The organism is Cedecea davisae DSM 4568, assembly GCF_000412335.2.
Classification (GTDB): domain Bacteria; phylum Pseudomonadota; class Gammaproteobacteria; order Enterobacterales; family Enterobacteriaceae; genus Cedecea; species Cedecea davisae.
Map to the genome: position 1 here is coordinate 865,899 of NZ_KE161030.1, position 17,324 is coordinate 883,222.

The 17,324-nt window shown below is 49.0% G+C and carries 12 protein-coding genes and 1 other RNA gene; 8 read left to right on the forward strand and 5 right to left on the reverse strand.

What is annotated here, in order from left to right; genetic code table 11:
- Positions 1-91: 91 nt before the first annotated feature.
- Complete coding sequence (locus HMPREF0201_RS04075; protein WP_016535209.1) at positions 92-658, forward strand: YbaY family lipoprotein; 567 nt, start codon at positions 92-94, stop codon at positions 656-658.
- Between the two features lie 39 nt (positions 659-697).
- On the opposite strand, the gene HMPREF0201_RS04080 is transcribed toward HMPREF0201_RS04075, so the two are convergent.
- On the reverse strand, positions 698-1,012 hold the full coding sequence (locus HMPREF0201_RS04080) for an MGMT family protein (RefSeq protein ID WP_016535210.1): 315 nt from the start codon (positions 1,010-1,012) through the stop codon (positions 698-700).
- A gap of 171 nt (positions 1,013-1,183) precedes the next feature.
- On the opposite strand from HMPREF0201_RS04080, the gene ffs reads away from it, so the two are divergent.
- Positions 1,184-1,280: signal recognition particle sRNA small type (gene ffs / locus HMPREF0201_RS22365), an RNA gene on the forward strand.
- A 449-nt stretch (positions 1,281-1,729) separates the two neighbouring features.
- Positions 1,730-8,389, forward strand: coding sequence for an ADP-ribosyltransferase domain-containing protein (locus HMPREF0201_RS04085; RefSeq protein ID WP_016535212.1), 6,660 nt, complete (start codon positions 1,730-1,732; stop codon positions 8,387-8,389).
- A 31-nt stretch (positions 8,390-8,420) separates the two neighbouring features.
- On the opposite strand, the gene HMPREF0201_RS04090 is transcribed toward HMPREF0201_RS04085, so the two are convergent.
- Positions 8,421-9,305 carry a DMT family transporter gene (locus tag HMPREF0201_RS04090; protein ID WP_016535213.1) on the reverse strand — a complete coding sequence of 295 codons (885 nt, stop codon included), beginning with the start codon at positions 9,303-9,305 and terminating at the stop codon, positions 8,421-8,423.
- Positions 9,306-9,410: 105 nt separating this feature from the next.
- Here HMPREF0201_RS04090 and HMPREF0201_RS04095 point away from each other — a divergent pair, with 105 nt between their 5' ends.
- The 3 genes from HMPREF0201_RS04095 to HMPREF0201_RS04105 all read left to right on the forward strand — a co-directional run bounded on the left by HMPREF0201_RS04095 (position 9,411) and on the right by HMPREF0201_RS04105 (position 10,463).
- Complete coding sequence (locus HMPREF0201_RS04095) at positions 9,411-9,857, forward strand: Lrp/AsnC family transcriptional regulator (protein WP_016535214.1); 447 nt, start codon at positions 9,411-9,413, stop codon at positions 9,855-9,857.
- 130 nt (positions 9,858-9,987) lie between these two features.
- Complete coding sequence (locus tag HMPREF0201_RS04100; RefSeq protein ID WP_016535216.1) at positions 9,988-10,242, forward strand: hypothetical protein; 255 nt, start codon at positions 9,988-9,990, stop codon at positions 10,240-10,242.
- Entirely contained in the window at positions 10,239-10,463 is a 225-nt protein-coding gene (locus tag HMPREF0201_RS04105; RefSeq protein WP_016535217.1) for a hypothetical protein, read from the forward strand. The genes HMPREF0201_RS04100 and HMPREF0201_RS04105 overlap by 4 nt, the downstream gene beginning before the upstream one ends.
- A gap of 64 nt (positions 10,464-10,527) precedes the next feature.
- Here the strand turns inward: HMPREF0201_RS04105 and yczR are convergent, their stop codons facing one another.
- Positions 10,528-11,955, reverse strand: a complete 1,428-nt coding sequence (yczR, locus tag HMPREF0201_RS04110; protein WP_016535218.1) for a MocR-like transcription factor YczR — start codon at positions 11,953-11,955, stop codon at positions 10,528-10,530.
- A gap of 91 nt (positions 11,956-12,046) precedes the next feature.
- On the opposite strand from yczR, the gene yczE reads away from it, so the two are divergent.
- Together yczE and HMPREF0201_RS04120 are read left to right on the forward strand one after the other, a co-directional pair.
- Positions 12,047-12,661 (forward strand): membrane protein YczE, encoded by a 615-nt coding sequence (yczE, locus tag HMPREF0201_RS04115; RefSeq protein WP_039899122.1) that lies wholly within the window; start codon positions 12,047-12,049, stop codon positions 12,659-12,661.
- Positions 12,662-12,714: 53 nt separating this feature from the next.
- Complete coding sequence (locus tag HMPREF0201_RS04120) at positions 12,715-13,533, forward strand: GNAT family N-acetyltransferase (protein WP_016535220.1); 819 nt, start codon at positions 12,715-12,717, stop codon at positions 13,531-13,533.
- Between the two features lie 36 nt (positions 13,534-13,569).
- Here the strand turns inward: HMPREF0201_RS04120 and gdhA are convergent, their stop codons facing one another.
- Both gdhA and HMPREF0201_RS04130 read right to left on the reverse strand, forming a co-directional pair.
- Positions 13,570-14,913, reverse strand: coding sequence for an NADP-specific glutamate dehydrogenase (gene gdhA, locus HMPREF0201_RS04125; RefSeq protein ID WP_016535221.1), 1,344 nt, complete (start codon positions 14,911-14,913; stop codon positions 13,570-13,572).
- Positions 14,914-15,071: 158 nt separating this feature from the next.
- Positions 15,072-17,297 carry a TonB-dependent siderophore receptor gene (locus tag HMPREF0201_RS04130; RefSeq protein ID WP_016535222.1) on the reverse strand — a complete coding sequence of 742 codons (2,226 nt, stop codon included), beginning with the start codon at positions 17,295-17,297 and terminating at the stop codon, positions 15,072-15,074.
- Positions 17,298-17,324 lie beyond the last annotated feature (27 nt).

Here is a 17,324-nt window from a genome sequence, read left to right on the forward strand (position 1 = left end):
TCAGTGATCTGTGCCACACTTAGGGGGTTAAGCGTGTTTTTCAACGGGGTTAACTCCCCGGCGCTACATTGATAATAAGGAGAAAAAATCAATGAAACTTGTGCATATGTTAAGTGGTTTGGCCGTTGCGGTTGCTGTTGCGGGCTGTGCTCAAAAGAGCGCTGATGTCCCTACGCCAGCGCCGGGCGCCTCAGCAAGCGCTTCACAGCAGGCCAACATCGCAATGCCTAATGTTTCCGGTACGGCATGGATCCGTCAGAAAATTGCTCTGCCGCCGGATGCCGTGCTGACGGTAACGGTGTCTGACGCCTCTCTGGCCGATGCGCCTTCTAAAGTCATTGCGCAGAAGGTTACCCGTACCGAAGGTAAACAGCCTCCATACAGCTTCGTGATCCCGTTCAACCCGGCCGATATTCAGCCTAAAGCCCGTATCTTGCTGAGCGCGGCGATTACCGTTAACGGCAAACTGATGTTTATCACCGATACCTTCCAGCCGGTGATTAACGAGGGTGGGACCAAGGCCGACCTGACGCTGGTGCCGGTACAGAATACCGAAATCCCGCTGCAGCAGGGCGGTGGGGCGGCTACAAGCGTACCGTCCACCTCCCCGACTCAGGTCACCCCTTCATCGGCGGTACCTGCGCCAACCAGCTACTAATCATGAACGCCTCTTCGGAGGCGTTTTTTTTGCGCCCGGCTATTCATAGCGCCAGCGGTAACGCACCATATCAATATGCCCGTCACCAGAGACCATCACGCCTTCCGAGAGCAGCGCCTGGCGCTGACGCTGTAAGTCTGGCCCGGTCAGGGAAATTATGCCCTGGCGGTTAACCACCCGATGCCAGGGTAAACGGCTGCCTTCCGGCAGACGCTTCAACACACCGCCCACCTGACGAGCCGCGCGCGGTGACCCGGCTAGCGACGCAATTTCGCCATAGGTCGTGACGTAACCTTCTGGAATGGCAGCGACAATCTGGTAAACCCGCTGGGGGAAGGAATCGTGATTATCCATCGTTTGCTCCTGACAAAATCGCTAATAAGGATAATCGGCGGCGACGAAAGCACCAAGTTAAACCGCGAGTGCGCAATAAACCAACACCTGACCGGCGCTGGCTTGCAATTGCCGGGGCCAATGTGGATAATGCGCCAGCGCGTTGGATAACAACGCTCTCAATGGGGGCCCTGTTGGTTCTCCCGCAACGCTAACTTGTGAACTCGGTCAGATCCGGAAGGAAGCAGCCGCAGCAGGTGACGCGTGTGCCGGGATGTAGCTGGCAGGGCCCCCACCCAATTCTGCCAATGGCAAGATCCTCATCATCGAAGTCCATCTCCTGCTCAAACAACGATTATCTCTGGTTAGCCATAATTCCGTCTGCATCGCTTGCTCTCTAACCTCAATCTTCCAATGGGAGTTGTATTAACGGGTTGAGTAATAAAGTATTGCTATCGTTTTTATCTCTTCCGGCATGTCAGGTTCGGCTACTTAAGCTCTGCACGGCATTCTTACTGTCCTCACGATATATTCTTTAGTAAACAAATAAATATGTAATAGCCTGTGGTTCTATGCCATGAAATAAGAAAAGGGTAACGCTTCTGTCCGGGATATTTATCGTCTGTACCTCACGTCGTAATGTAATGCTATAAGCGTTTTATTGTATTAGTCCTGCAACTAAATGATTTAGATAGGGCTGCATAAATAAATGCAGAATTAAATCACAGGAGTGAAATAATGCCCGCTAATATTCAGGAAAATTCTCGCCATATACCATCCCTACCAATTTACATCAGAGATAACAACAATGTTGATGCCTCTCCAGACCAGAAGGAAACCTCTCCTCTTACCTCAAAAATAAAAAATGTTAATAACAGTAAAGAGAAGCCCTCCGGTTCGGGTAATAAAAATTTTACCGGGAAGGTTCTCGGAACGCTGAATAATTTGCTGGTGCAGCGCAGCGGGCAGACGAATGTAGAAATGGAAGATGATGGCGTGGGGATCCCGCTGGCAGAGGTGATTACCGGAGGTGAGGCTTTGCGTTCGCAAGCTGAATCACTGCTCCGTTCCCGTGATGAGCAGCCTGTACCGCGAGGATGGAGGGGAGGGATGTTTCAACGTTTCCTGGTTGGGGCCGGTATTCTTACCGGTATAGGCACCCTGGGCGGAGCGGGATATAAATATTATGCAGGCAGAAGTAGCCCCGGCGAGCGGGCGGAAAATACTGCGCAAAACTCTTCCACGGAACCGTCGCTTAACCCGCTGAATGTGTATAACAGAAGTGAGGCTACTCCAGCTGGAGTATTCACGCCCCTACAATCCGACGGCAGTACAAAAAACAAACCAAGACATATAAGAAGACACCTGCCGCACCCTGCCACTGGAACTACAGCCAGCCCAGAACTACCTGCTGGTATTCTGGATGATGGGAAAATGAGTAAAGAAGAATTACTTGTTTCCGTTGCTGAATATTTATTAGATGGAAAAGACAGCATTAATAAAGAAAGAATTACCTTACTGGCCAGGAGTATTCAGAGTGCTTCTGGTTTGTTTGGCGAGGTAAAAGGGCAAGATAATGCATTAGCGAAAGCAGAATCAATTGTCCGCCAGTGGTTTTTCTATAATACGCTGGGAACGCATCCTGAAGAATGCGTTCTGGATGTGATAATCAATCAGGTGCAACATAAGGATTATGTGGTTGGCCAGATCCCATCATTTCTGCGTTTAACGAAATACTTAACGCTGGACAGCCTGACTCAATCACAAGTGAAGTCACTCAATAATCTTTGGCGTATTTTTTTGATTAAAGAGATACCTTTGCTAAGGGTATTGGATTACTCCGTGGCGGGTTTGAAAGTCAGAGAGAATGATTTTTTTGACCTTTATGTGGGAACTAAAGCCCTTGATGGTTTTCAAACTTACTCTGCTGATGATGCGATGGAAATAGGTAAGCTAGTTAATTGTATAGTATCAAGGGATAACACTTCTAAAAAAACAGATTTATTAAAAATGCCTTTCCTTCTTTCGACTAGTAAAAATCTTACTGCACAAGATATTGAAGTGGATAGAAAAAATCATGGCACTTTAGGAAAATATATTCATGGCATGAATGTTGTTAATGAAATAAATAAACATATCGAAAAAAAATACAATGAATACTCTTCCTCTATAGAATTATTAGTTGCAAATGACGCGATGCAGAGTAATGGCGTTAACCCTGTAAATAGCAACGATAATTCTTATATAAAACTACAGAGTGATTTGCCTGATGAGTACTGGAGTCTTGCCCACAGCGTGACCGAAAAATTTGAGAAACTCGATGAAATTCTTATTCTTGCCGCATTTGGTGAATTGCCAAAAAAAGAGCGTGAATATATTTCATCCTCTCAAATAAGCGTTCATCCTATGTCAATTATAATACGTGCGAAAGAGTCTGGATCGGCAGAAAGTGGCAGAAAACATATTAATGATATTTCGCTGAGAGAAGATGATGTTGACCTGATATCTGTCAGATTGGGTGAAGAAGAAAGAATATATGCTCTGGAAAAGAAAAAAAATGACCAGCCGGGCTATCATTTTATTCGTGTAGATAGAGATGTTCATAAATATATTGAAAGCGGAATACTGAATTATCGCATAGATGATGTTTTCTCCGCTGATGAGAATACAATTACCTGCGGTGATGATACCTTCAGCTACGTTATAAATACCAGAGAGGATATCATTCAAGGGGAGCATGGAAATAATGGGGTTGATATTTTCATCAATCACTTGTCAGCGACTCACAAAATGAATATGCATATATATTTAGATCCTTCCGCTGTGTCTCCGGTAAGGAGGGATGAATTCCCCATTGTGGTTAAGAAAAAAATCCCTTTCTATAATTATATACAAGCTGGCTTTGAATCTAAATCTGCCGACCGTGCGCCATCTTGCCGAACTCGAGCAGGGCTGCCAATGACAGTTGAACTGGCAAATATAATAGCCTCTTCTGGCATAGTAGACATTACCCCTGAGTTAACACTGGATAAATTGGATCCCGCTCTCTCCAGCTCAGCGAAAGAGGAACTGAGAAATTTAGTCTCTGATGGTTTTCTAAATAAAAAAATCATGGATATAGAACAACAGATTACTGCAATATCTGGTTATTTATTTGATGTGGAAAATGGTATCACGAAAGATGAAGGACGCATTCTTTTATTAGCAAGAGAAATTTTCGATAATTCAGAGTTATTTAAGGGGAAGGATTTAGAAGAAATATCTGTCGTACAAGCCAAATCAATCATCCGCCTGTGGTTTTTTGACACACTTATGGGAAAACAACCGGACGATTTTATATTAGATGCAATGAGCAGAGACAGGCGGTCGCAGGGGTACACGGTTGGCGATATTTCAGATTTGCTTCATCTATTTAACTTCTTCATTAAAGATGGCTTCTCAGAGCAGCAATTAACGTCAGTACATAGCGTGTGGCACACTCTCCTGATGGAGAAATTACCTCTTTTAAAATTAGAGGAAAACTCTGTTAAAAACATGAGCCTTTGGGATTTTAATTTCTCTAATCTCTATACAGGAACTCAATTTCTGGAGAGCCATTCACTTCAGGATTATACTGCCGATGAGGCAATGAAAGTAGGCGAAATGCTTTGGGGCGTCGCAGATAAAGAACCCTGGATAGTGGGGGGGAATAATCTATTCAAAATGCCTGCGCTAATATTTATTGAGTCTGGAAACCCTAAGTTAAATAAAAGAGATAAATTTTATAGATTCCTGGCTGTTAATGAGTATATAAATTACCGAGCTACAATAAAGGAAGCAGAAAAGAATATAACAAATAAATACAATGATTATTTATCTTCGTTAAAACTATGGTTTGATGATGTACAGAGTAAAAAATCAGAAAGCGATGATTTTTCATCGGCTTTCAATGTCATACATAAATTCCAGGTGATTGACAAATACCTTATCTTATCTGCGTTTGGTGGTCTGCCTGTTGAAGAACGTGAATTTATCTTATCACCGCAGGCTAAAATATATCGTGCTGATGTTAATGTCGAAATAGATAACCCGGAGTCTGGCAAAGGTGAACATACTTATACGAAAAGGAATGATGTTGATATCATTTCCGTCTGGGTAAATGATGTAGAAAGAATATATGCTATTAAAAATAAAATTGATAATCGAAATGTATGCCAATTCATCCGCCTGGAACGTGATGTTCAAAGCTATGTCAGTAACGATGTTTTGGATTCTGGTAGTAATGATGAAATCATCATTTCTGATAACGATAATGTCATCTGCAATTTAGAACTTGTCAGTGAGAATTTGATAGGCGATTATGTGGATAATAATATTGAAGCACTTGCTGATAAATTTAGCTTAGATCATGGGGTCAATATTTTTTATGATTTTCAATATCCAATTGAAGGCTCTGTTCATGAAGATGATAAATGGAGTTTAGTCAATGATAGCATCCCTTTTTCTTATTGCCTGAATAATAATTCAGTACAGAGTGTTCCCTCATACTTTATGAATCAGGCAGGATTATCATCAACAATTAACTTTCAATCGGTGATAACGACTGAGAATATTTCTGAAAGTATAGATTTAGTCGTCTCAAATAAATCAAAGTCAGTTGTTCCTGCAATTGAAAGAATGGAAAGAAAAGAAGAGCAGTTGCTGGCAGTAGCCGACTATTTATTTGATGAGAAGAATGGCATAACGGACAATGTTGAAGTCATAGAAAAATTGGCTATAAATATTTTGGCCGAGTCAAACCGGTACTGGGGAGAGAGCGGGGAAGGGGTCTCTATTGCGCAGGCTAAATTAGCGATCCGCCGATGGTTTTTTCATAAAATGTTGGGAATGCTTCCCGAATACTATGTTTTTGACAAATTATACGAAGGGGAGCTTTCAGAAGATTGTTCCGTGGCTACCCTTCCGGAATTGTTATCTATAGACAAAGTTTTTAGAACTGAAGGTATACCCGAAGCGCAATTGTCCGTGTTGCGTACGGTGTGGACCTGTTTGCTGAAAGAAGAGATGCCGTTCCTGAGGTTCAGCGACAAATCAGTAACAAAGTTGGATATAAGGGGCAATGATTTTGCCAATCTTTATACCGGTATGCGCTATCTGGAGGCTAATTCTGTTAAGGAGTATACTCCTGAAGAAGCGATGAGCATTGGAGTGGCTATGTGGGATGTAGCCGTTACTGAAGGCATTTCAATAAACGAAGCTTGTTTATTTAAAACCCCTATACAGTATTATGTTAACTCCATTTCGTTCAAGTCAAAATACCGAAATGAGATGCTGGCTCTTATTTCCATAAATGAATATATTCAGTATCGGCAGGCGGTTAAGCAACAATATGAAAAAACACTAACGGCGGCAGACTCCTGGCTAAGTAAAGGGGGGTTGGCAGAAAAAATTATATCAGAATGTCCAGTCACGCGGAAAGTACATTATTTTGAGCCCTTTCATTCCAGACCCAGTGAAAGGAAGGGAAAAGATAAAGAGTATTATTTGAAAGAAGATTATCTCAGTGCTTCAGATAAACCCTGCCCGACAGCACCAGACAGTTTGTCAGACGAGTATCAAAAACAGACTAAAAATATTTCGAACAGCTTTAAAGAATTAGATAAGCTACTTCTTATTAATGCGCTTAATAAATTGCCGAAAAGCGATAGTGATTTTATTACCTCACCAGCAGCGAGCATCTTTCCGATAAAACTGAAAGGTTTTGATCCTAAAGATAAATCGTTTCATTCTTATCAGGAAATTAAATGTGAGCTTATTTCAGTTAAATTGAATGAAGAGGAAAGGATATATGCTTTGAGGCGTGGTAATGCAGATAACCCCGACGATCTTTTTATTAGAGTTGATTTTAATATCGCAAAATATCATAACTATAAAATAATAGATCGCCATGTTTATGCGCATTATGTCTGGACGAAGAAAGGAGAGAGTGAAATATCATTAAACGGAAATGCTTTTGAAGATATTGCGGAGACATGGAGTGAGAAAAATAGATTAAATGTTTACAGTTCTCTTTATGAATTGGGTAATGATAAGACTGATGCTCAGACAATATGGTCTTATATACAAGATTTTATTCCTTTTTATACCTGTGTTGAAAGTAGTATTAATCATAACCTTGAGGATGCTGTTACGGCATGTATTATCGATGGTATTTCACTTATTCCAGTTGTTGGGCAAGCAACACGTCTGGTCGTTAAAACAGCTAAAGCGGGCATCATTGGTTTTAATGCCGCCAAAATGGGGGCTAAAACAGGAAGAGTGATAAATCTTGCAGCAGCAGGATTGCCGACTAAAGCTGAAGTCACTGCACTCGGGAAAAGCATGATCGGTGCTCTTGATCCTGGATTTGAACTGGCGGCAAGGGGCAGCAGGGCGTTAACTCAGAATATTTTAAAATTCATGCGAAGTGATAAAAAAATGACCGGCGCGGTGGTAAAAGTTGCTGCTTTGGAAGCGGGTTATAAACAAGCTGTAGCTTTGCCAGAAAAAACTATCATGGCTTTACTGCCCGGCACAGAAATCCTGGTTCCTGTTGTTCCTGTTGGTGAAAGGTCTGGGCTAAAAATATATGTGCGTTTTGATGAGGAAACCGGTGAAAGGTTTGGTAGAAAATACTTTATTACCAAATCTAATAAGCTTGAGCCGGTTCCTGTTTCACTGGCGGACAGAATTAAGAAGATACAAACTGAGGGTATGGGAGGAAAGGGTTCAAAATCTGCGCCGGCTAAATGGGAATCACAAAACAACCAAAGGTCGAAAGGGAAAGCTAAAGACCCCGAGAAATTGACCAGAGGCGAAATGGAATCACTCCATGCATATGGAAGACAATATCATTACGAGGTTAATGGATTTATGATGGCAGGAATGCCAGAGGAATATGTCGCGAAGCATTATCGGGATGAGGTATACGAAACAGTAATGGAGATTAAATCAGCATTAAAAAAAATACCGCCCTATGAAGGCTGGGTTTATCGCGGTGGAAACATAGGTTCTCATAATTTAAACCGATTGAAAAAAGGCAGTCTGGTTTCGAGTCATGGTTTTTTATCAACCTCAATGGACTTTTATGAGGCGAAAAAATTTAGACGTAGAGATATACTTGATCAAGTTCCTATGGTTTATTCAATTGAACTAAAAAAAAGTGGCCACCCTATTAGCCTCTACACGGCAAACCCTCGTGAACAAGAAGTATTGATTGAGAATGACAAATTTTTTAGGGTGATAGATTTTAACCATAAATCTATTATTATGGAAGAGATTGATATGCCTTCATTCAGTCAGGTTGATGCATCCTCATTAAGCCAGGCTGAAAAGGACTCTATAATTTATATCGATGAATACCAGAGCATAATTAACTAGGTATATCATTAATAATAGGTGGCCTGTGCTATTAACAGGCCTTTTCTTTCCACACTTTTTCTCCCCATCCCAGATTAATTCCCGCAGCCGCCAGCAGGATCATTGCGCCGCCGACGAACTGAATCGGGCTCATGCTGTGATTAAAGGCAAATCTGTCCACGATGACTGCAACAATAGGGTAAATAAAAGAGAGCGAAGCGGTGATTGAGGTGGGCAGCTTTTGAATTGCTCCGTACAGAAGCTGATACATAATGCCGGTATGGACAACGCCCAGCATCACCACAATGCCCCAACTGCCATACGATATACTTTGCTGGAAATCGACTACGGGCAGCAGCGCAAGCGTACCCACGGCTACCTGAACCAGCGCAATTTGCTGGGGCGGCACGCCTTTTAGCTGACGGGTAATCAAGGCCGTGAGAGCATAAAAAAAGGCGGCTCCCAGAGCCATAATCACGCCCAATAACCAGCCGTTGCTGCCGTTATGGCTCAGGCCGCTGGAGAGCACCAGCAGCATGCCGGCAAATGAAATGCACAGCCAGAACCACTTGCTGTAGCTAACTTTCTCTTTAAGAATAAACACTCCCATACCCACCAGCATCAGCGGCTGCGTATTATAAAGCACCGTGGCCAGCCCAATAGAAGTGCGGGAATAGGCGGCGAAAAGCAGCATCCAGTTCACGACCAGAGCTACGCCGCCAAGCGCGGCGATAATCACGACTCTACGAGAAAGGTGACTACGCCAGCTTCCACCCACAACGCCCAGAACAAACAACGTTATGGCCGCAAATACGCAGCGCCAGAACACCACGTTGGCGATAGGCTGCCCGGAAAGCACCACTAAAGCGCCGATGGTGCCGGAGATGAGCATCGCGGCAATCATTTGCAGGCTGCCGGTTTTTATTTCGCTGATCATTTTTGCTCTCCTGAATAAAGAGCTTTATTTTGCTCACTCTCTCTGGCCTGATGAAGTGCTAAAATTAGGCAATATAAACAATCTACCTTTAAAAATGAGATAAAAATGAGTGATTACCTTCCCGATGATATCGACAGAGATATTCTGACTATTTTAGCTGCAGATTCCCGCATCTCATTGAAAGTGCTCAGCGGCAAAGTGGGGCTCTCTTCCCCCAGCACCGCGGAGCGGGTGAAGCGCCTGGAAGAGCGGGGCGTGATTAACGGCTATACCATGAACGCCAACCTTGCGGCGCTCGGCTACACGCTTCAGGGACTGGTGCGACTCAAGCCGCTGCCCGGCATGTTGCACAAAGTCGAGAAGATGATTCAGGCGATACCTCAATGCATCGAGTGCGACAAAATCACCGGTGAAGACTGCTTTATTATCCGGCTGGTGATCCGCTCGATTGAGCAACTCGATGAAATCCTGGATGAGCTGGCTGATTTCGCCCAGTGCAACACTTCTATAGTAAAAAGTTCCCCGGTAAAGAGAAGGCTGCCGCCGTTGTGATGCTCTTACCCGGATATATTTTATGGGTATTGAATTATGACAGAAATATTAAATTTACCGCGCTAGCTGGATCTTATTTATTCTCTATAGTATTAAACATCAACCTCTGTTTAAGCATTAAGGATTTGCAATGACGACGGCTACTTTAAACGTAAAAATAAGCAGCGAGTTAAAAGAAAAAATCCGTCACTATGCGGAAGAAAATAGTGAGACCCTGGCAAGCGTAACGGAGAAACTGCTGTCAAAAGCCTTCGACGAACTCGACGGTGACGTAGGGATTGATGAAGATGATGTCGACAGCCAGCACACCTCTGAAGTCCGCGTAACGCCGCTAAACGATCGTGAGATCAAGGCATTGCGTAAACTCCTGAAGAAGAAAAAATGAATGCCGGTACGGACAGTACCGCCCATGATTACCAGCAGGCCTGCGAGTTATTACGTTCAGGCTATCTGAAAAAGGTAAAATTGGGGTGGAATATCGGCAGCGATGAGTTTTTCCGCATCGCTTCAGACTGGTGTGATACGGGTGCCAGTATAAAAAAAGAGGGCGAATATTTTACTATTACCCTTAAAGGTTTTGCGATCCCCCGCCTGACACAACATTAATATTTAATGTTGTCGCAGAATATTATTTCCCTCGTTTATATCAGAGGGAAATAATCAGCTGTCGTTACAGCACTATTCCCCGGAATGAATCAACACGCGTTGTGACCAGATGTTGCCACAGGGGTTGTAATCGCTGCATCGCCATACGCATTTCATCCGGCTCCAGGCTAAACGGCAGGCGCAAATAGCGTTCAAAAGCACCGTCCACGCCAAAACGCGGCCCGGCCCCAATGCGAATGCCCTGGCTTTCCGCTGCGGCAGCAAAAACCGTTGCCAGCGCTCTCGGCAGCTCAACCCACCAGGAAAGCCCGCCTTCAGGCTGGCTGGTTTGCCAGTCAGGAAACAGCTCCCGCATGGCGGCAAAGCTTGCTTCGCAGCGCTGGCGTAAAAGCTCCCTGCGCTGGGGCAAGAAACTTTCTGAATCATTAAACAGATGAACCGCTGCCAGTTGCTCAAGCAGGGGCGTACCCAGGTCAAAAGTATTGCGGACCTGAATTAGCGAGCTGATGGTTTTGGTGGAGGCTCTGATCCAGCCAAGCCGCAGACCTCCCCAAAAGCTTTTCCCGGCGGAACCCAGCGAAATCGTGTGCTCCTCGTTCCCAAAAGCGGCCAGCGGGGGCGGCGGAGGTGCATCAAACCAGAGATCGGCCATGGTTTCATCCACCACCAGCATCGTGTGGCTGCGGGCGGCAATATCACTGACTCTCTGGCGCGTGGCTTCATCCATGCAGCGGCCGGTGGGGTTATGAAAATCCGGGATCAGATAGGCGAGGCGGGGCGAAGTCTGGGCTATTGTTGCCGCCAGGCCGTCAACGTCCCACCCGGTTGCGGGCAGGCTGACCGGCACCGGGCGGCAAGATGCGCCGCGAATCGCCGCCAGCGCCATCGGGTAGGTTGGATGGTCAACCACCACACGGTCGCCGGGGCCGGTAAATAGCCGTAGAACCAGACCCAGAGCGCTAACAGCGCCGTTCACCACCATAATCTGCTCGGCCTGGGTTGGCAGACCGCGTGCCCGGTAATGGCGGGCGATGGCTTCCCGAAGCTCCGGGAGCCCCTGGCTGTCATAACCGGTAGAGGCTAAATGTTCCGGGAGGGAGGTCAGCGCGGAAGAGTACGCTTTGTGGATTTCCGGCCCGGCGCTAAGCGCGGCGGTGGAAAGATCAAGCACCGGAGCATTGCCCGGCAGGGGGGAAACGGCAGGGGTAGCTTCCGGTAGCATCGTCACCGAGCCGGAACCCTGGCGGCTCTGGAGGTAACCTTCCTCCCGCAGCCGGGCCAGGGCCGAAGCCACGGTCGTACGGCTAACGCCCAGTCCGGCAGAAAGCTCTCTTTCGCCCGGCAGGCGGCTGTCCAGCGGCAGGCGGCCATCCAGAATCAGCAGCCGCAGCCCGTCCGCCAGTTGGCGGTAGACCGGGGTGCGTACTGCCTGCTGGTGCCAGTGGCCTAACAGGCGTGTTAAAGACGAGGTTCCGATTCTGCGCTGGGTCATAGCAGTCCACTTTTTGATAACTGGACCTTAATGCTAAGTCCATTTTGCGAGAAGGTATAGCCATAACTGAATGAAGAGGATGTTTCTGATGATGGCTCGCCGCTTGCTACAGCTCTATACCGGGCTGTTTTTTTACGGTGTTTCAACCGCGATGTTTGTGCGTGCCAATTTAGGTACCGACCCGTGGAACGTGTTCCACCTCGGCGTGGCGCGGCTGTTTTCCCTAAACCTCGGGCTGGTGATGATCGTGGTTGGCGCTTTGGTCCTGCTGCTGTGGATCCCGCTGCGCCAGCGGCCAGGGCTGGGTACGGTCAGCAACGTTATTGTTCTCGGCCTGGCGGCGGATGCTGCCCTGGCGCTGATGCCGCCGCTTGAATCGCTGGTTGCTCGTTCATTGCTGCTGGCGGGTGCGCTGGTGCTGAACGCTCTGGCAACCGGCATGTATATTGGCGCAGGCTTTGGTGCAGGCCCACGAGATGGCCTGATGACCGGCGTTCATGCCCGGACGGGCTGGTCGGTGCGCAGCATTCGCACCGCAATAGAAGTGACCGTGCTGGCATCCGGCTGGCTGATGGGCGGCAGCGTTGGCGTTGGCACGGTTTTATACGCTTTAGCCATCGGGCCGCTTATCCAGCTTTGCCTGCCGTGGTTCCGCGTTAACCCCGTGAGTAAACCGGTGACTAATGCACCGGAAATAGCCTCATGAGCAGATAACTGTGCTACACATTATCTTCTGAATTGCTTTAACCGGGAGGTAGCATGCAGCAGGATATCATCAGCAAACCGACGCTCAACTGGAATGGTCACCAGCTCACCGAGATACTGAACCATTGCTTTGAGCAGTACGTGGTGCCGTTTCGGCTGGATAGCGAAACCTTTGGCTGGCGCTTTGTTGCCGAGGATCTTAACCCCAACGACAGCACCGTCTGGCTTTATCGTGGAGAGCCAAAAGCCATCGCGCTGATCACCCGGCGCGGGCAAACCTGCCGCCTGGCGGCTTTCGCTATTCGCCCGGAACTGCGTGGGCAGGGGCTGGGCAAAATTTTTATTCAGCAGCTGATAGATGCCGCAAGGGCGCGGGGCGATAAACAGTTCTTGCTGGAGGTTATCGTCGGTAACGACAGCGGGCTGGCGCTCTACGAGCGGATGGGCTTTGTGCGCCAACAAACGCTTGCTGGGTTCCAGAGTGAGGGAACGGCCCGGCCTTCTACCTCTGAAGATTTGCTGGAAATAGATCCCTTGCACATGGCTCATAAAATGATGGTGGCCAACGAGGCTCCGCTGCCGTGGCTTAGCGCGCCTGAAACCCTGTTCAAGCTGCCGGGTAAAGCTTTTACGCTCAATGACGTGGCCTATGCACTGGTGATTCCGGGGGAAGTGCCGAAGCTAAGAGGGCTGTATGTTGAGCCACATGCCCGGCGCAAAGGGCATGCGAAAAAGCTGCTGCTTCTGCTTCAGGAGCAATTCCCGGGGCTGGCAACCGCAGGTGCTATTCCCGAGCAGGTTGCGCCGCTGTTTGTAAGCAGCGGCTTCCGGCAGGACTCGCTAACGCAGTATGAAATGAAGCTAGTTCTGTAGGGGAGTGAGTGAGGGCAAAAGCCCTCACCGTAATGCTTACAGCACGCCCTGGGCCAGCATGGCATCGGCCACTTTCACAAACCCGGCAATGTTTGCCCCGCGCACGTACTGAGTCTGTTTTCCTTCTCCGCCGTATTCCACGCAGGCCTGGTGAATATCCAGCATGATGTGATGCAGGCGAATATCAACCTTTTCGGCTTTCCAGCTCAGGCGAGCCGCGTTTTGCGCCATCTCCAGCCCGGACGTTGCCACGCCGCCGGCGTTGGCTGCTTTACCCGGAGCAAACAGCACGCCAGCCTCAACAAACAGGTCAGTGGCTTCAATGGTGGTTGGCATATTTGCGCCCTCTGCCACGGCTTTTACGCCGTTAGCAATCAGGGTTCGTGCTGCTTCAACATCCAGCTCGTTTTGCGTTGCGCACGGTAACGCGATATCTACAGGCACGCTCCACGGCTGCTGGCCTTCAAGGTAAGTCAGGCCAAACTCGCGGGCGTAATCCGCCACGCGGCCATCACGGCTGGCTTTGATTTCGCACAGGCGAGCCAGTTTTTCAGCGTTAAAGCCGGTTTCATCAACCACCGTGCCGTTGGAGTCCGAGGCGGTAACCACGCGCGCGCCAAGCGACATCGCTTTTTCAATCGCGTACTGCGCCACGTTGCCGGAGCCGGATACCGCCACGCGCATACCTTCAAAACCAAGGCCGTGGCGCTGTAGCATAGCGTCGGTGAAGTAAATCAGGCCGTAGCCGGTGGCTTCCGGGCGAATCAGGCTGCCGCCGAAAGAAAGCCCTTTGCCGGTAAATACGCAGGCGGTGTTGTTGGAGAGCTTTTTCATCATCCCGGCCATATAGCCGACTTCGCGGCCGCCAACGCCGATATCACCCGCTGGGACGTCAGTATCCGGGCCAAGATGGCGGTACAGCTCAACCATCAGCGCCTGGCAAAAACGCATAATTTCGCCCTCGCTTTTGCCCTTCGGATTAAAGTCGCTGCCGCCTTTACCGCCGCCCATCGGCAGCGTGGTCAGCGCATTTTTGAAGGTTTGCTCAAAGCCGAGGAACTTGAGGATCGACAGATTTACCGACGGGTGGAAACGCATGCCGCCCTTAAACGGGCCGATAGCGGAGTTGAACTGCACGCGCCAGGCACGGTTAACCTGCACCTGATTTTTATCATCCACCCAGGCGACGCGAAACTGGATAACGCGCTCCGGCTCGACTAAACGCTCAAGCAGCGCCTGCTGGCGATATTGAGGATTATTTTCAAGAAACGGCCACAGCGTGCTCATCACTTCGCGAACCGCCTGAGCGAATTCAACCTGATGCGGGTCGCGCAATTGCACTGTGGATAAAAACTCTTCGAGAGATAATGCTTGAGCCATCAGAGGTAACTCCTTGTTGCGAGTAGTGTTGTGTGTGTTTTGGGTCTGGTTATTTTTTGACTATAACATTTTCTTATGAACGGGCATCAAGCGATTTTTTAATCTACGGGGATAAAAAAGAGAGGGGCAGGAGACGTAAAGCGCCTCCCGCCTGGGGTTTAGAAGTGAGTGTTAACGCTCATATAGTAAGTGCGGCCGGACTCGTTGTAGGTCTGGGCGCCTGCGCCATACATATAAGATTTAGTGGTGTCGTTCCCGGTCGTCTGGGCATTACCCGCGCGCCAGTGGCGCTTGTCGAGCAGGTTGTCGACACCGGCGGTTAAGCTGACGTTTTTGGTGGCATCCCAGGTCGCGCTCATACCAATAATGCTGTAAGGGCTCACTTCGTTGGTATCGCTTCCCGTCACCGGTGTGCCCTTATAGTTGTACTTTTTCGGCTGCTGTTTGCCGTACCACGTCAGGGTGCTTTGCAGCGAAACGTCCGGTTGAACCTGCCAGCTAAGCGTAGAGTTCAGCGTATATTCCGGGATGATCGACAGGCGATCGCCGGTCTCTTTGTTTTTGCTTTGCAGCATATACGTCAGGTTATTGTTCCAGCTTACGGTATCGGTCAGCGGCAGGTTGACGGTGCCTTCCAGCCCCTCAACAACGGCTTTTGGCACGTTGTTCCACTGGTAGATATCGGTCTTCTTGCTGTTGGAAGCAATCGGTGAATAGCCGGACTCAATCTTGTTGCGATAATCGTTGCGGAACCAGGTTATCCCTGCCTGATAGCCGTCGCGCTTGAATTCGAGGCCAATTTCTTTGTTGATGCTGGTCTCGGCTTTCAAATCCTCATTACCCATCAGGTAACAGGCTCCGCCGCTGGCGGCACAGCCCTGGCCGCGGCTGTAGAGAACATAGTTAGGGTTGGTCTGGTACAGGCTCGGTGCTTTATAGGCGCGGGCGATGCCGAGCTTCAGCGTCAGGTCGTCGGTCAACTCCTGGGAGAGGTTGAGCGACGGGCTCCAGTTGTCACCGACGATGGAGTGGTGGTCGAAGCGCAGTCCCGGCGTCAGCATGGTGCTGCTGGTCAGCTCCATGTTGTTTTCCGCAAACAGCGAGAAAATTTGCGCTTTCGAGTAGGGGCTGCGGTTGGTGGAAGAGACGCCCGGGATAGCGCCGCCTTCGCTCAGGGACTGAGTATTGGACGAACCGTCCTTCATGCGCTGTTGGTTCCACTCGCTGCCGAAGGTCAGGTTCTGGTTCACCAGCAGCTCGAACGGCACGCTGGCTTCGCTGTGCAGCAGCACGTCGCTGAGATCGATATCAGAGAACTGGCCGTTGGAGAAAATGCCCTCGGTGCCGCCTGCCAGCCCTTCGTTCACGCGCGTGTTGCGGGTGTGCTCGTACTGAACATAAGAGTTGGTGGTTACGCCGTTATCCCAGCCGCCCGTCCAGGTGACGGAATAATTCTGGCGATAAAGACGGTTGGTCTCTTTGCCGTAATTGTCCTTCACCAACTGATTGCTGTTGGTGTTCTGGGTATCGCCCGCGTAGAGGTTGCCCTGGCGGCTGTAGCCGGTTTCAAACTCCAGCGCCTGCATTGGGGCAAATTCCCAGCGCAACAGGCCGTTGATATCTTTATGGATAACGCCTTCACGCCCGGCGGGCAGCGTGCTGGCGTAAGAGCCGGTACGCAGAGACTGATGCCCCTGGTTAATGTCCCAGGCATCGGCCTGCGTTTTGTCCAGGTTGCCGTAAAGACGGAAGCTTACGTCGCCGCCCAGCGGGCCGGTGAGGTTGAAGTTAGTGCGTTTGGTCGAGCCTTCATCTTTATGCTCAGGCACGTTGAAATAGGTATTCCAGCTGCCGTGGAATTCATTGCTGCTGCGTTTGGTAATGATGTTTACCACGCCGCCTGCCGCGCCGTTACCGTAGCGAGCCGCCGCCGGGCCGCGAATAACTTCGATGCTGTCGATCATTTCCGGCGGCACCCAGGAGGCGTCGCCGCGGGTATCACGTTCGCCGCGCCAGCCAAGGCGCACGGCGTTACGGCTGGTCACTGGTTTACCGTCAATCAGGATGAGGGTGTTTTCCGGCCCCATGCCGCGAATATCTATCTGGCGGCCGTTGCCGCGCTGGCCGCTGGTGGAGTTGCCGGTAAGGTTAACCCCCGGCATGGTGCGCACAATTTCAGAGATGTCGCGCGCGGGTGGGCGCTTCTTTAGCTCATCGGCGCTGATAATCGACACGCCCGGTGCCTGGAGCGTTTGCTGCGCCGCGGTCACCACCAGAGTGTCTTCATTCTCTACCGGCGCGGTCTGCGCCGAAGCGGGAAGGGCAATGCCATAAATGCCCAGACTCACCAGAGTGGCGAGGGAGTAAGAAAATTTATTATTCATTATCTGTCCTGAGTGTCACCGCCAGCG

Coding starts and splice junctions, on each gene's coding strand:
- HMPREF0201_RS04085 (WP_016535212.1), top strand. CDS start 1,730: ATGCCCGCTAATATTCAGGAAAATTCTCGCCATATACCATCCCTACCA.
- HMPREF0201_RS04105 (WP_016535217.1), top strand. CDS start 10,239: ATGAATGCCGGTACGGACAGTACCGCCCATGATTACCAGCAGGCCTGC.
- HMPREF0201_RS04080 (WP_016535210.1), bottom strand. CDS start 1,012: ATGGATAATCACGATTCCTTCCCCCAGCGGGTTTACCAGATTGTCGCT.
- yczR (WP_016535218.1), bottom strand. CDS start 11,955: ATGACCCAGCGCAGAATCGGAACCTCGTCTTTAACACGCCTGTTAGGC.
- HMPREF0201_RS04100 (WP_016535216.1), top strand. CDS start 9,988: ATGACGACGGCTACTTTAAACGTAAAAATAAGCAGCGAGTTAAAAGAA.
- HMPREF0201_RS04130 (WP_016535222.1), bottom strand. CDS start 17,297: ATGAATAATAAATTTTCTTACTCCCTCGCCACTCTGGTGAGTCTGGGC.
- gdhA (WP_016535221.1), bottom strand. CDS start 14,913: ATGGCTCAAGCATTATCTCTCGAAGAGTTTTTATCCACAGTGCAATTG.
- HMPREF0201_RS04090 (WP_016535213.1), bottom strand. CDS start 9,305: ATGATCAGCGAAATAAAAACCGGCAGCCTGCAAATGATTGCCGCGATG.
- HMPREF0201_RS04075 (WP_016535209.1), top strand. CDS start 92: ATGAAACTTGTGCATATGTTAAGTGGTTTGGCCGTTGCGGTTGCTGTT.
- yczE (WP_039899122.1), top strand. CDS start 12,047: ATGGCTCGCCGCTTGCTACAGCTCTATACCGGGCTGTTTTTTTACGGT.
- HMPREF0201_RS04120 (WP_016535220.1), top strand. CDS start 12,715: ATGCAGCAGGATATCATCAGCAAACCGACGCTCAACTGGAATGGTCAC.
- HMPREF0201_RS04095 (WP_016535214.1), top strand. CDS start 9,411: ATGAGTGATTACCTTCCCGATGATATCGACAGAGATATTCTGACTATT.